This is a genomic window from Pseudoalteromonas sp. TAB23 (assembly GCF_000498075.1).
GTDB lineage: Bacteria > Pseudomonadota > Gammaproteobacteria > Enterobacterales > Alteromonadaceae > Pseudoalteromonas > Pseudoalteromonas arctica.
Window position 1 is genome coordinate 1 of sequence record NZ_AUTP01000321.1, and the last position, 14,995, is coordinate 14,995.

The following is a 14,995-nucleotide window of genomic DNA, read 5'->3' on the forward strand; positions in this document are numbered from 1 at the left end:
TTTTTTAAGTAGATGCTGTATGTACAAGGGGAGTAAGTAGAGATGATGTTTATCGGCATTGATATTAGTAAAGAGAAGATTGATTTATCGTGGTTGAGAGACCAGCTTACAAACAAAATTAAAACAAAAGTCTTTAAAAACAAGCATCAAGACTTTTTAGCAATAGAAAAATGGCTTTTAAATACAACTAAAAGCGCTGCTAATGAGCTCGTTATCACCCTCGAACCAACGGGTGTTTATCATGAAGCACTGATGTATTTTTTACACGAGCAAGGCTTTAATATTATTTTAGCGAATCCCGGTAAAGCTAAAAAGTATGCAGACGCTTTAAACATAATTCATAAAACAGACAAATCTGATGCAACGATGCTTGCTCATTACGGCTGTGCTAAGCACGCAGTCGTTAGTTATTGGCAACCTGATGCATTAGAAGTTAGAGAGCTTAAAGCCCTTATCCGTCGTTTAGATGCGCTTGAGAGTAACCGACAACGAGAAGCTAACCGATTAGAAGCAAGTGAATTCAGCAACGTTTCAGCACGTGTTTGCCAATCGATAAAAGTGACAATCGCGTTTTTAGATGATGAAATTAAACAGCTTAAATCTGACATTGATAACCACATAGATAATGAACCTGATTTAAAAAGAAACAGGAAACTACTTGAGTCTATCCCTGGCATAGGGCCCGTATTATCGAGAGAGCTGACGTATTTGTTTGCGGCTAAAAAATTTAATAAAGCCAAAGAAGCGGCAGCTTATTGTGGATTAATCCCACGGCATAATGAATCGGGTAAATTAAAAGGGCGAACATCAATCAGTAAACTTGGGCCAGCCAGAATTCGATGCAAACTTTATATGGCGGCCATTGTTGCAGGGCAATGGAATAAAACAATAAAGAGACACAAGTTAACGTTAATAAACAATGGTAAAACACCGATGCAAGCTGTGTGTGCAAATATGCGAAAGCTCATTCATATATGTTTTGGTGTAATAAAAAACCAAGAAGCGTTTAAGCTCCAAGAAAGTTAAATACGACCTTGAAGCTTAAAATGAGAGATGGTATCTACAGGTAAAATTAAGCTCAGTGTTAAACTTTGCATGTAGACGCCGAACTTGCTCGCGTGAAAAGCGCGGCTTTAAATATGTTCAAAACTATTTTAAAACAAAAAACCGATGTTTAAACTAAACATCGGTTTTTTATAATAACTAGTAAATTTAAAATAGGTTTCGAGTTAAAAAACGCTCACTCATTTATTTACAAGTGTTTTTTAAGAAACTCAGTAACCTCTTTGTATTGTACTTTTAAGCTTTCTGGGTCATCAAAAAAGTGTGTTCCGTCATCAATTTCAACATACTTTATATCTAAATTTCGCTTTGCTTTATCATAAAAATATTTTGATTGTCGATAGTCAACTCTCGTATCTTTTGTCCCATGGATAAGTAAAAGTGGGGCTTTAATTCGGTTAATCATATTGATTGCCGAAACCTCAGATAATGCATCAACGGCTTTACTATCAGTCATATCAACAATATTACCTAGGTAGGCATCTTGTCGCTCTTCATCTTCAACTAACCCTTTTAAATCCGATATTCCAGAAATACTAATAATACATTTAAAGCGATCGGGCTCTTGCCATGCAGCTGTTAATGCAACATAACCACCATAACTTGCGCCATAAATACATGCATTATTTTTTGATGTTAATCCGGTTCTAGTAGCCCAATCCATTGCATCATATACATCTTGTTGCATACGTTTACCCCACTGATAATAACCATCAGTTTCAAAAGCACTACCAAAACCTTCTGAGCCCCTGAAGTTCACTTGCAATACCGCATAACCTAAACTAACTAAATATTGAAGCTCTCGATTAAAGTATTTGTAGTCTCGACTATGAGGCCCTCCGTGAGGCATTACAATTAGCGGCGGAGTTTTAACCCCTTCTGGTTTTGTAAAATAGCCTGAGATTTCAGCTCCATCGCTCGCTTTAAAGCTATAGTTTTGCACTGGTACAAATTTATTACGTGCTAAATAAGGAAATTTAGATAACCAAGCGCCGCCTTTCTTTGTGTTTAAATCAAAATAATAATAAGTAGGGCTGACTGAATCACTTATTACATTTACAAGAATTCGTGTTCTATCTTTACTACGGCTAACAATACTAGCTTGCTTATCACCAAATAAATTAGCAACCATAAGCTCTTGCTTACCGTCTACCTCTGAAAAATAATGGCTCTTGTAGAAATCATCATAGTAGCCAACCCCTATAAAATCGCCCTCACTATTAACGATTGCATTATTTATATCGTATTTATCATTACTATAAACAAGCTCTTCAAACTCCCCTGACTCGATATCATATGACCATAAAGCTTGTCTGTGTAATACACGATCAGAAAGGACGTAAGCTTTTGTACCATCTTCATTAAGGCCTTGGATGGAGAAAGTACTATCTTCACCCAAAATATGGGTATGAATCATTTTTAATGCTTCATCTTTCTTTGCTCGATACCATATTGAAGCAATAAACTTATCATCTTTTTTATCAATTGCGATCCCCAGGCGTAAAACTCCCTTAGGGTCTGCATACCAACTTCCAATATTTTCTTTATTCCTCTGAATTTTATCAAAACTAGAATCACCTAATTCAACTTTAAAAACAGAATAAGCTTTATCTTTTTCATCAAACGTTGACACTAGCGCGAAATCTGGCTCATTTTTAAGTGAGGAAACGAGTCTGAAACTCTGATATCTATACCACCTATATTCAGAAAAACGTCGCGTAGTTAGCATTTTACTTTCATTGGTTTCAACATTGATCGAATATAACCTTGAAACTCTCATGTATTGACCATTGACATATTCAGGGTAACTAGCAGAAACAATGATATATTTATTACCTGACCAACGAATAAAGTCGACTCTGTCTTTATCTTTTTTGAGACTTGCTAATATATTGAATTCGATACTAGGAAATTTAGCTAAACTGATAGTAGGACCTTCAGCAGTATTATAAAGTGTTGCTATCATTTCTCCATTTGGCGATATTTGTGGTTGCTCTACCATTGGAAGTTTAGCGTAAGACTCCCACGGTTTATCTTTTGCATGAACTACAGACGCAGTTAATAAAAAAAATAAGAGTGTTATTTTTAACATTTATTTCTTCCTTAAAATTTAGTAAAAACTTTTTATCATATTTAATGTAAAAATAACAAAGTTTACCGAAAAAACATACAAAGTAAGTACTTAATTTATTTTAATAAAAAACCGATGCTTAAATTAAACATCGGTTTTTTATTAAAAGCGAATAACTAACCGCTTTTCTCGTTGGGTTTTGTTTCACTCAACCTACATCACTTTCCTATCGCTTCTTTGGCGAACAGGTGCTTGATTGGCCCAAGATTATCAACTAATGATAGCCCTACTCCACGAATAAGTTTTTTAACTGGGTTTGCACCTTCAAATAACTCTTTTAACCCTTGCATCATAGCGATGTGCTTTTGTGCATCGAGCTTACGAGTGCGCTCGTAATCGCGCAGTGTGCGAGTGCTTGCAAACTCCTTGCTATCGCTTGTTAAAAGCTCAATTAAATAAGCCGCATCTTTTAGGCCTAGGTTCATACCAAGCCCTGCAAGTGGATGGATTGTATGTGCAGCATCGCCAATGAGTACCACTTTGCCTGAAACCCATTGCTGGGCGTAGCGCATTTTAAGTGGGAAAGCAGTGCGCTTACTTTGCACTTCACACAGGCCACATTGACCATCTATTGCAGCCATAACGGCTTTATTAAAGCTGTTATCATCCATAGCAAGGAGCTCATCGCAGTGGTTTGGGCTGGTAGACCACACTATTGAATGAGTATGCTCATCGCTCAATGGTAAAAACGCTAAAGGCCCTGTTGGTAAAAACACTTGGCGTGCGGTGTTTGCATGTTGCTCTTTAGTTTTAACTGTCGCGACTAGCGCATGGTGATCGTAATCTTTAAAGCTAAGCGCCATATTAAATTGTTTGCGAATAGCTGAGTTTGCCCCATCAGCGGCCACCAGCAGTTTTGCAATAATTGGCTCGCCGCTTTTAAGCGTTATAAATACATCTGATTCGCTTTGATGTATTTGCTGATACTGCGTATCGAACATTAGCGTGGCGCTTGGTTGTTGCTCTAGCTCTTTTATAAGCGCGTAGCGGATAATGTCGTTTTCAACAATGTGGCCTAAATGCTCAAGCTCAAGTTGCTCGTTATTAAACGCTATTTTGCCAAAACTGTCGGCATCACGTACGTCCATATGCGTATAAGCGCACGCTCGCTGTGCGATAATTTCGGGCCATACGTTTAATTGCTCAAGCAAGGTTTGACTTGCAATGCTTAGCGCGCTTACGCGCAAACCATATTCGTCAGTTGGCAACGCTTGTGTTGGTGCGCCGTCGAGTACAACTACGCTTATATCGGCTTTTGCCAATCCAAGTGCCAGTGTCAGCCCTACGCAGCCGCCACCTACAATACAAACCTGTGCTTGCTTCATAAACGCCTACCTTGTTTAACTTGCCCCATTAACTGTTTGGCTAATGGCGCTTTTAATGCGGGAAATAAATCCATCGAAAACAACCCAATACTGCGCCCAAATGCGAGCACTCGCGATGAGTTTGAAAAAAGCCTAACAAGTGCATCGGTTAAACTCATTACGGTTTTTATATCATCACTGCGTTTTTTTGAATATTCACGAGTAAACGCATGGCTTCCTAAATCGTGTTGGCTATTTGCTATTAAATTACTAAGTACTTGTACGTCGCGAAGACCTAAATTAAAACCTTGCCCTGCGATAGGATGAATCGCATGTGCAGCATTACCAATAACCACTGTACGGTGCGCAGTTAAAGACTCAACTTGCCCGTAAACGAGCGGGTAACTCGTGCGCATGCCCACTTTAGTAAATTGACCACCGCGATAACCAAACGCGCTTTGCAGGGCAATTAAAAAAGCTTGTTCACTGAGTGCCATGTGCTGTTCAACCTGCTCTTGGCGCATACACCACACTAACGAATAACGGTTATTGCTCATGGGTAATAACGCCATAGGCCCGTTTTGTGTAAAGCGCTCAAAGGCATGATTATTATGCCCACCAGCCACTTCTACATTAGCAATAATAGCGCCTTGTTCATAAGGCTGAGTATTAAAACCGAGCCCGAGTAAATTGCGTGTTGGTGATTGTGCGCCATCAGCAATAACCAATAGTGCTGCATTTAATTGCTCGCCGCTTTGTAGGGTGAGTGTATTGCTATGCAGAGTTTGCTCAATGGCAGTTACGCTATCGGGGCACAAAAGCGTAATATTTGACTGCGTTAAACGCAGGTGAAGCGCTCGGCCAAATGGATTTACTTCTACTACGTAACCAAGTGAGGGCTTAGCAAATTCGTCGCAATTAATGTGCGCTTTGCCAAAGTGGCCTCTATCAGACACGCTCACTTTTTTGATTGCTGCGGTGTAAGGGGCATTTTGCTCAAATAAATTGAGGCTTTGTAAATACTCTACCGATTGCTGAGCAAGTGCAATGCTTCTGTCGTCAAAGCTTGGGTGGTAGTCGCCGGTTACTTGATTCGCTTCTACAACGGCAATATTTAACGCGGGATTAGTTTTAGCCACACTTAATGCGCAGCTTGCTCCCGCTAAACCACCGCCAATAATAACTACATCAAACTGCTTAGCCACTTTACTCTCCGAGCTTTATACGTTTTTAGCACTTTGCATAAGTGCTTCTATATCGCTAATTTTTTTAGGTACGCTTAGGGTCAAGTTTTCATGGCCGGTTTCGGTAACTAGCAAGTTATCTTCAATACGAATACCAATGCCTTTGTATTTTTGCGGTGCGCTTGAGTCTTCGCTTATATAAAGCCCTGGCTCTATCGTGAGTACCATACCCGGCTCAAATGCACGCTCAGCGTTATTTACTTTGTAATCGCCAACATCATGTACATCTAAACCAAGCCAATGCCCAAGCCCGTGCATGTAATATTCTTTACACGCACCTTTTGCCATTAGCTCGTCAAAGTCGCCAATTAAAATACCTAAGTCGAGTAAACCTTGGGTCATTACTTCCATTGCTAGTTTATTAGCATGCGACATATAACCACCGGGTTTTACTTCATCAAAGGCAACTTCTTGCGCTTTAAGTACAATATTATAAAGCGCGGCTTGCTCTTCGCTAAATTGACCATTTACCGGAAATGTACGCGTAATATCAGCAGCATAACCTTGTAACTCGCACCCAGAGTCTATAAGTACCAGATCACCATTTTTTAATACGTCGCTATTTTGCGTGTAATGTAAAATATTGGCGTTGTCGCCACTACCAACAATTGTGCCGTACGCAGGATGCGGCGCACCGTTCATTGCATAATGATGATGTAGCTCTGCTTCTAGCTGAAATTCAGTAGCTCCGGCATGTGAAAAACGCATGGCGCGCATGTGCCCTCGCGCACTAATTTCACAACCTTCTCGCATAACATCTATCTCACTTGGCGATTTAAACAAACGCATTTCGTGAATTAGGCCGCGTATTTCTTTTAAAGTACTCGGTGCTTTGAGGCCTTTTCGAGAGCCACTTCGAAGTGTACCTAGTAACGAAAACACTTTGGTATCAAATGAGGGGTAAGCACCTTGTGCAAAATAGAGCGCATTTTTTGCATTTAGCATATCGAGTGTTTTATCGTTTAATTCACTTAGCGGGTAAGCTTCATCAAACAGGTAGTCACTTTTAGCTTTATCAAAGCCAACTCTGCGGCCATGCCAAATTTCTGCAAGCTTGTCTTTATCTAGGCAAAATAAAGTACTGGGTGCATCGCTGTTATTACAGAGTACAAGTACGGCGTCGGGTTCGTTAAAGCCAGTTAAGTAAAAAAAGTCGCTATCTTGTCTAAATGCATATTCGGTATCGCGGCTGCGCGTCACTTCGCTCGCAGCGGGAATAATAGCAACGCTATTTTCATCCATTTGAGCAAGTAAGCGCTCGCGACGTGCTTTAAATTCTGACTTTTGTACTTCAACCATTATTAACCAACCCGTTTTACTTTTTAAAAGTTAATGAAGTGTTTTTTTAGTACTTTGCGTGCTTTGCTCTTTACCAAGCTCTGCAAAACAAAGTAGTGCTGATACACGCACATATTCAATCACTTCGTGCAGCGCTTGGCTGTCTTCTTCGGTTTCTTCAAAAGTAGTATCTAGGCGAGTAATTTCGCTAAAGTCAGTAATAACCTCTTTAACATCGCTCGATAGTTTACCGTAGTCTTTTTGCTTTAAACCAAAACCAAGCATAAAACCCGCTACCCATGATACGAGGCCATTAGCCTGATCGATGAGTGTTTCATCGTCGCTTGGTAAAAATAAATCAAACTGAAATTCATCATCATTAAAGCTCGCGACTACTTGCTTATAAATAGTGCCAAAAAACTGCTTTAAATCGTTACTAAACGATTCACCATCGTTAAACACATCGCTCAAAAGGCCTAAGTATTCTTTGTCGTCAATGGTTAAACCACACGCAAGTAAACCACTAATCACACCATGCGCTTCAGCAGGTGATACAAATATTTCGTTTTTTTCTAAAAGCAGTTGAGCTTTTTCGTAATCGGGTAAATCGTTCATAATCGAATCTTCGCTTTGCAAGTTAAGGCAATGCTACCACTCGATAAAAAGCAACTCCAATTAATTGTATGATCAAGCTCAAAAACCATGCGATAAAGTAAATGATGAGTTAAAGGTGCGGAAAAACTAAGCGAACGGTTTAATTTTTTACGTTTGGGGTTTAAGGATTGGATTATGTCTTATATACTTAAATTGTTCCCTGGGGTACCGGAGCTTAGTTAAGTCCCTGAGCCGATAAATTTTATACCAGGGTTTCTGTTCGTCTACTATTGTGCAGGCTCGGCATGTACCGAGAAGCCTACGGTAAACCGCAGATTCCCGCCCTGAAACCTTCTGGTTTCAGGACTGAAACCGAGTACCGTATCTTGGGGAACACCTTTTTAGCAAACCCTCGCCTTTAAAAGGCTTTATCAAAAAAAATTAACCTTCCTGTTTATTCTTATATTTATCTAAATTTTTTATTCACTTATCTTCAATTGTCTTATATTACTTTTAACTTATAAAAAAAGCCGCAGGTAATTACTTACCTACAGCTTTAATAATCACGTATTAGAGTGAAGTTATACCAATTTGCTTATATATGAGGTCTATTTAACGTTAAGAAAATTACGCTAGAACTAGGCAAAAATTTTTATATCTAGTTGTTCTAAATAAAAAATTTTTAACGACGTTATAGTGCAATTTAATTCATTAAATTGATCAAAGATTTATGCAGGTTGGTATTATTTAAACCAACCTTGAAAACGCTCCATTAGCATGTAGTTTATTGGTACTAACAATAAAGTAATAAAGGTAGCAAAAATAATCCCAAACCCTAAGCTCACCGCCATTGGTATTAAAAACTGTGCCTGAGTCGCTTTTTCAAACAGTAATGGCATTAAGCCAATAAAGGTCGTTAAACTAGTTAGCATTACAGGGCGAAAACGTGATGCACCTGCAATTTTTATAGCATCGAGAACTTTACCACCTTCACTGCGCTTTTTATTAATAAAATCAACGAGTACGAGGGAGTCATTTACCACCACCCCGGTTAGCGCAAGCATACCGAGTAAACTCATAATAGTTAAGTCCATTCCCATGATCCAATGCCCTACTACAGCACCTATCATGCCAAATGGAATAACACTCATTACTATGATTGGTTGTAAGTAAGATTTAAGCGGTATTGCTAATAGCGCATAAATAATAAAAAATACAAACACAAGTGCCCAAGCCAACGAACCAAACGACTCTCTTTGCTCTTTAGCCTCACCTTCTAGTTTGTAATCTACTCCAGGATATTGCTGCATTAACCCATCTAAATACTCCGTTAGGTCAGCCTGCAGTATGGTCATGTTGGTATTATTTTTTTCGATATCGGCTGTTACGTTTAATGTGCGGTAACGGTCTATTCGATTAATAGTTGATGGACTTTGCCCAGCAGTAAGTGTTGCCACATGCGACAATGGCACTGAGCCTCCATCAGGCGTATTTATAAGTATGTTTTGTAGGTCAGCTACAGAGCGGCGCTCATCTATAGGTAAGCGTACCATTACACGTACATCGTCTCTGCCTCGCTGAATACGTTGTGCTTGCGAGCCAAAAAACGAGTTACGTACTTGCCCAGCTACATTGACTCTATTTAAGCCCAGCGCTAAACCTTGTTGCGTAAGCTCTATTTGTAACTCTTCTTTACCGTCGGACATACTATCGGCAATATCAAATACCGTTGGATAGGTCGATAAACGGGTTTTAATGTGATCAGCCACGTCTTGTAAAATAGTCAACGAAGTGCCGCTAAGCTGAACATCAATTGGGTCTGAACTTCGGCCAATTTCGGCTCTAAACGTTAAACTTTCGGCACCTGGAATGACACCAATTAAATCGCGCCATTCGCTGGCAAGTTCTCGTGATCCTATGTCTGATTCACGCTTTTCAGCCGGTGTTATTTCAAAGCGTACAGAGCCTGAATTAGATACCCCACCACGCCCGCCTGTTGTGGCTAATATATTTAAAATAACGCTTTCACCCGTATCTGGGTCGCGGTACTTTTCTTGTAATTGCTGCGCCTTTTGCGACATGTCAATTACGTATTTATTCGTTACTTCAAACGGTGTACCTGTTGGTAGTGTTAAGTTAACGCGGACTGTTTCGCTTGGTATGCGCGGGAAAAATACAAACTTAGTCCAACCACTGGTGATCATGGTTAAAATTATAACAAATACACCAATAAACAAGCTTACCGAAGCCAATTTATGGCGCAGTGCTAAATTTAAAGTGGGTTGATAGTATTTTAAAATCGCGTTTTCAAATCCATCTGCAAAACGCTGTTGAATAACATCAAACTTTGAAGGTTCGCCTTTTTCGTGGCGTAGTTTTATATATTTTAAATGTGCTGGTAGTACAAATTTAGATTCAATCAATGAAAACAATAATACCGGAATAACTACTACCGGTATTTGTGCAAACAAGGCACCACGCGCCCCTTCAATAAAGGCCAAAGGTAAAAAGGCAGCAACGGTAGTTAACACACCAAATGTTACTGGTGTTGCTACTTCTTGAGTACCTAAAATTGCGGCTTGCTCGCCCGACTTAGCTGTTTTTAGATGGGTGTAAACGTTTTCACCGGTAACTATGGCGTCATCAACAACAATCCCCAGTACCAATATAAAGCCAAATAAGCTCATAATATTAAGGGTTACGCCAAAAATAGGCATCGCTATAAACGCCCCCATAAACGAAACCGGAATACCAATAAATACCCAAAATGCAATTGCAGGGCGTAAAAACAAAGTAAGTAAAGCGAGTACTAAAATACCGCCTTGTAAAGCATTAGTAGTAAGGGTCGAAATACGACTTTTAACCAGCTCCGAATCATCATCCCAGTAACTTAGTTCAAACCCTTGCGGGAGAGAGCTTTGTTGCTCTTTTATGTAGTTTTTAACATCGTCAGCAACTGTAATCGCACTTTGTGGACCAATTCGATATACGTCGATAAATGCAGCTTGTTTACCATTAAAGCGAGTACGTACTGGTGTTTCTTCAAAATCATCTTTTATAGTTGCTATATCGCCTAAGCGAATAATAGTGCCATCGGCTTGGTTTTTAACAACAATGCTGGCAAATTCATCTTTACGATATGCTTGCCCTTTAGAGCTTATAAGTACGTCCCCGCCTTCTGTTTTTAAGTTACCAGCAGAAATATCTGAGCTTGAGTTAGAAATAGCACTCGATATTTGTGCCAAGCTTAAATCGTACTGACGAAGAATATCTTGGCTTACTTCAATGGCTATTTCGTAATCACGAACGCCACTTAGCTCTACCTGCGTTACATTAGGTAAACGTAGGATTTGATCGCGTACTGTTTCTGCGTATTCGCGGGTTTCTTTTTCGCCATAGTCACTCGATACGGTAACCGCGATAACTTCACGAATTCGCTCAGCAAGCGCTACTATCGGCTTTTCANCTGGAAAAGTGTTAATTGCGTCTACACGACTTTTTATATCAGCTAAAAGCTCACGAGGGTCGTAACCGCTTTCCACTTCTATTGTCACAGAGCCAGAACCTTCAGAAGAGCGACTAAATATTTGCTTTATGCCCTCTAAATCTTGTACGGCTTCTTCTATTCGTATAGTTACACCTTGCTCTACATCCTCTGGTGTTGAACCACGCAAACTTACATTTACGCTTATCATGTCAGTTTCGAATGAAGGAAATACCTCAAGCGGTATTTTGCTTGATAAGCTAAAAAGTCCCGACAGTAACAGCGTTACTAGCAATAAGTTAGCAGCAACATGGTTTTTGGCAAACCAAGCGATCATGGCTTATCTCCTTGTTTTGCTGCGCGGCGTTTTTTTAGCTCTTCAACACTAATACCCTGCTCTTTTGCTTTTTGCTCAAGCTGCTCTGGCGTCGGGCGCTTTCCTTTACCTTGCCCATTAGCTCCTCGGCTTTTAGGTTGCTCTGTGCTTTGTTCGCCTAAAATACTTACCTGAGTACCAGAACTCACTTGCCCTAGTGGAGTAATAACCAGTTTATCATTTGGATTTAATCCCGTTTTTATCATCGCTTGTGTCGCATTTTGCCAAGCAAGTGTAATGTCTTTACGTTTAAGTACACCCTCTTCAACAACATAAACATACGTCCCTTGATAAATAGTACTGTTAGGGATTATAAGTGCGTTAGGAACTGTTTTACCGGTAATTTGCGCCTTTATGTATTGCCCTATTTTTATTGGGTACTGGTTATTAGCCGTTGCTTTATATGGGTCGTTAATTTTAGCAACTACGTAAAGCTGTTGTGCACCTTCATCTATAGCACCTTCGGTACGCGCTAGCTGCCCTTGCCACGTTTGCTCACCCACTAAGTCAGAGGTAAATTTAACAATTGAACCTGCTTGATTTTTGGCGCCATCACGATATTGCTCTGGTAAATTTACGAACGGAAGATCTTTATTTTTAATCGGTAAACGAATCTCTACGCTATCGATTGCGTAAATAGTGGCAAGCTGGGTATTGTTAGTAACAACTTGCCCCAAATCAACACTACGGCTAAGTATACGACCCGCATATGGCGCGGTTACTTTAGTGCGCTCTAAATCAAGCATGGCTTTTTCAAGTACTGCTTGCGCCGATAAAACTTCTGCTTCGGCTGCTGCAAGTTGTGGTTCACGCAGTACTAGGCTGCTTGCCTGATTTGAGCCGCCAAGGCGTTTCCAATCAGTAATAGCTTGTTGCCCACGTGCCTTTTCTTCTAATAAGCCTTGCTCTGCCGTTAATAAATTGGCTTGAGCAGATTTAACTTCAGCTTGATGATCTCTGTCGTCTAGCTTTAAAAGTACATCGCCCTTTTCAAAAAAGCCGCCTTCTCTAAAGTCATCACTTACTTCAATTATTTGCCCAGATGCCTGAGCAACTAATAAACTTTGTGTACGTGGTTTTACCGTACCGTAGCTATCAATCATCACTTGGTAATTTTGTGGTTTAAGCTCAAGCGCAGCCACACTTATTGATGCTTTAGGAGGTGAGCCAAAGCGTTTAGCCTCTGGCGGATTACCTTTAATAAACATAACAATTAAAATAGTGGCAATAATAACCACCGCTGGAATAATAATTTTTGCTGTTTTAGTTTTCATCATTATTGCTCTTTAGTTCACTTGAGGGCTTTGCAAAATCACCACCAAGGGCAACGTGTAAGTTAATTCTGTTAGCTATTAATTGGTTTTTAATGTCGATTAAGGAGCTTTGCGCATCGAAAGACCTGTCTTGTGCGTCAAGCACCGTAGTGTAAGTTACCAAACCGCTTTGATATTGCTCAAACGACAATTGCTCTGCAGCAAGTGCATTTTCTTGCGCCTCAAGGGTGCTGCTATATTGCGCTTTGAGGGACTGCTGCTGCGAAATCGCATTTTCTACATCACCAAATGCATCGTAAAGCGTTTGCAAATAAAGTTGCTCTTGCTTTTGAGTATTAAGGCGCGCTATTTCTTCATTCGCTTTTAAACGTCCGCCCTCAAAAAGCGGTGCTGAAATACTACCTAATAACGACCATGCAAGGCTTGATGGAGAAAACAAGTCGCTTACTCTGTCGGTGCTATCACTTAGTGAAGCTGTTAAATCTAAACTTGGAAAGCGTTGTTTGTGCGCATACGCCAATGAAGCGTCGGTGGCTAAAAGATCATACCAACTTGCTCGCAGCGTAGGTTTACGTGTTATAAGTTCAGAAGGTAAGCCTAGTGGAATATCGGTATTAATAACGGGTAAGTCGCTTCTAGCAGTAATGGCACCTTTTGGGTATTCACCCAGTAAACGCTCAAGTACACGTGCTGAAGCCGATAGGTTCGCAGTTTGAGTAGCAATGCGAGCGCGTTCAGTATTGAGCTCATTACGGGCTAAATATACATCGAGTGCTTCGTTTATACCTTGGCGATAGCCAGACTCGATAATATCAAGGCTCTGCTGTGCATTGGCTTCGCGACGTTTAAATAAATCGAGTAATTGTTGCGATGTAACAACATCAAACCAGCCAGTTACTACATCAGCAACGAGTTGCTGTTTAGCTTGCTCAAACCGGGCCTGTTGCGCTAAATAGTTAAGATTAGCTTCGCGCTTTGAATCAGAAAGCTTACCCCATAAATCAACCTCGTAAGTTAAGTTTAAACTAACTGAACTTGCGTTGTCGTAGCTCACTGGGCGGTTGTCTTTACTACGGCTANGTACGCGTTGATAAATCGAGGCTAGGCCAAAGCGCAGCACCCGATACTATAAGCTGTTGTTTTTGAATTTCTACATCGTAACTAGTTTGTAAAAGCTGTTGGTTGTTTTTAAGTGCTTGTTGTACAAATTTGTTAAGCGTAGGGTTTTGTAGTTGTGTAAGCCATTGCTCTTGTACTTTTAATACCGAGCTTGATGCTTCTTGCTGCCATTGCTGTGGCATATTATTAGGCGCTTGCATGCGCTGAGACGAGTTAAAATCACTCGCACAGCCGCTAAGCAGCATCACACTAATTGCCAATAGGGTTGGCTTGCATTGCCAAATCATAATTAAACCTAAATTACTGCTATTTATGAACGTAATTCAAGCACTTTGGCAACTTTTGCTCAACCTACTTTACATAACATTACATAGCTAGCGATGAACTAACATAATAGCCAGTTATACGGTAAAAATGAGCAAATGATCAGCAATTTTTAATAATAAAAAATTAACTTTTTGTAGTGTGTCTAAGAGATTATACCAATTCGCTTAATTAAGTGATCTATTTTGAGGTAAGAAAATCGTGTCGATAACAAGGCAAAAATTTCGTTATTTTTGTCCTATATCAGAAGTTTTTAACACAGTTAACGGCAGATTTAATCACTCAAATTAATTAAGTATTATTGCGGATTGGTATTAGACATATAGAAACAAAAAAGCCCCGCTATAAGCGAGGCTTTTAAATAAATGGTGCCGACTAACCGAGTCAAACGGATAACTTATACAGACTACTGATTACGAGTCAGTTGCTTTGCTATTAGCTATGGGTATTTTTAATTCTAAAATCGAAAACAAAAAGCCCCACAATAAGCGGGACTTTTAAATAAATGCTGCCGACTAACTAAGCCGAGCGGATAACTTATACAGACTACTGATTACAAGTCGGTTGCTTTGCTCTTAACTATGGGTATTTTTAATTCTCAAGTTGAAAACAAAAAAGCCCCGCTATAAGCGAGGCTTTTAAATAAATGGTGCCGACTAACCGACTCGAGCGGGTAACTTATACAGACTACTGATTACAAGTCAGTTGCTTTGCTCTTAACTATGGGTATTTTTAATTCTCAAGTTGAAAACAAAAAAGCCCCGCTATAAGCGAGGCTTTTAAATAAATGGTGCCGACTAACCGA

The 14,995-nt window shown here is 39.9% G+C and carries 8 protein-coding genes, 1 other RNA gene and 1 pseudogene; 2 read left to right on the top strand and 8 right to left on the bottom strand.

Annotated elements, in window-relative coordinates; all coding sequences use genetic code 11:
• Nucleotides 1–42 precede the first annotated feature (42 nt).
• Nucleotides 43–1,026 (top strand): IS110 family transposase, encoded by a 984-nt coding sequence (locus L654_RS0120995; RefSeq protein WP_024599096.1) that lies wholly within the window; start codon nucleotides 43–45, stop codon nucleotides 1,024–1,026.
• Nucleotides 1,027–1,252: 226 nt separating this feature from the next.
• On the opposite strand, the gene L654_RS0121000 is transcribed toward L654_RS0120995, so the two are convergent.
• The 5 genes from L654_RS0121000 to L654_RS0121020 form a co-directional block, all read right to left on the bottom strand.
• Nucleotides 1,253–3,154: an alpha/beta fold hydrolase gene (locus L654_RS0121000; RefSeq protein WP_024608972.1), complete on the bottom strand. Its 1,902-nt coding sequence runs from the start codon at nucleotides 3,152–3,154 to the stop codon at nucleotides 1,253–1,255.
• 197 nt (nucleotides 3,155–3,351) lie between these two features.
• Nucleotides 3,352–4,518 (bottom strand): FAD-dependent monooxygenase, encoded by a 1,167-nt coding sequence (locus L654_RS0121005; RefSeq protein WP_024608973.1) that lies wholly within the window; start codon nucleotides 4,516–4,518, stop codon nucleotides 3,352–3,354.
• Nucleotides 4,515–5,702 carry a 2-octaprenyl-6-methoxyphenyl hydroxylase gene (ubiH, locus tag L654_RS0121010; RefSeq protein WP_024608974.1) on the bottom strand — a complete coding sequence of 396 codons (1,188 nt, stop codon included), beginning with the start codon at nucleotides 5,700–5,702 and terminating at the stop codon, nucleotides 4,515–4,517. Before ubiH ends, L654_RS0121005 begins: the two co-directional genes overlap by 4 nt.
• Nucleotides 5,703–5,717: 15 nt before the next feature.
• On the bottom strand, nucleotides 5,718–7,040 hold the full coding sequence (gene pepP, locus L654_RS0121015; RefSeq protein WP_024608975.1) for a Xaa-Pro aminopeptidase: 1,323 nt from the start codon (nucleotides 7,038–7,040) through the stop codon (nucleotides 5,718–5,720).
• 30 nt (nucleotides 7,041–7,070) lie between these two features.
• The gene (locus tag L654_RS0121020) at nucleotides 7,071–7,634 is read right to left on the bottom strand and encodes a UPF0149 family protein (protein ID WP_007587323.1); all 564 of its coding nucleotides are present in this window, start codon (nucleotides 7,632–7,634) and stop codon (nucleotides 7,071–7,073) included.
• Nucleotides 7,635–7,827: 193 nt separating this feature from the next.
• Between L654_RS0121020 and ssrS the strand changes: the two genes are divergently transcribed.
• Nucleotides 7,828–8,010, top strand: a non-coding RNA gene (gene ssrS, locus L654_RS1000000127475) — 6S RNA.
• A 346-nt stretch (nucleotides 8,011–8,356) separates the two neighbouring features.
• Here ssrS and L654_RS0121025 read toward each other — a convergent pair.
• The 3 genes and pseudogenes from L654_RS0121025 to L654_RS01000000126555 all read right to left on the bottom strand — a co-directional run bounded on the left by L654_RS0121025 (nucleotide 8,357) and on the right by L654_RS01000000126555 (nucleotide 14,153).
• Nucleotides 8,357–11,434, bottom strand: a complete 3,078-nt coding sequence (locus L654_RS0121025) for an efflux RND transporter permease subunit (protein ID WP_024608976.1) — start codon at nucleotides 11,432–11,434, stop codon at nucleotides 8,357–8,359.
• Entirely contained in the window at nucleotides 11,431–12,747 is a 1,317-nt protein-coding gene (locus L654_RS0121030; protein ID WP_010554901.1) for an efflux RND transporter periplasmic adaptor subunit, read from the bottom strand. Before L654_RS0121030 ends, L654_RS0121025 begins: the two co-directional genes overlap by 4 nt.
• A pseudogene (locus L654_RS01000000126555) lies at nucleotides 12,737–14,153 on the bottom strand (TolC family protein). The gene L654_RS0121030 and the pseudogene L654_RS01000000126555 overlap by 11 nt, the downstream one beginning before the upstream one ends.
• Nucleotides 14,154–14,995 lie beyond the last annotated feature (842 nt).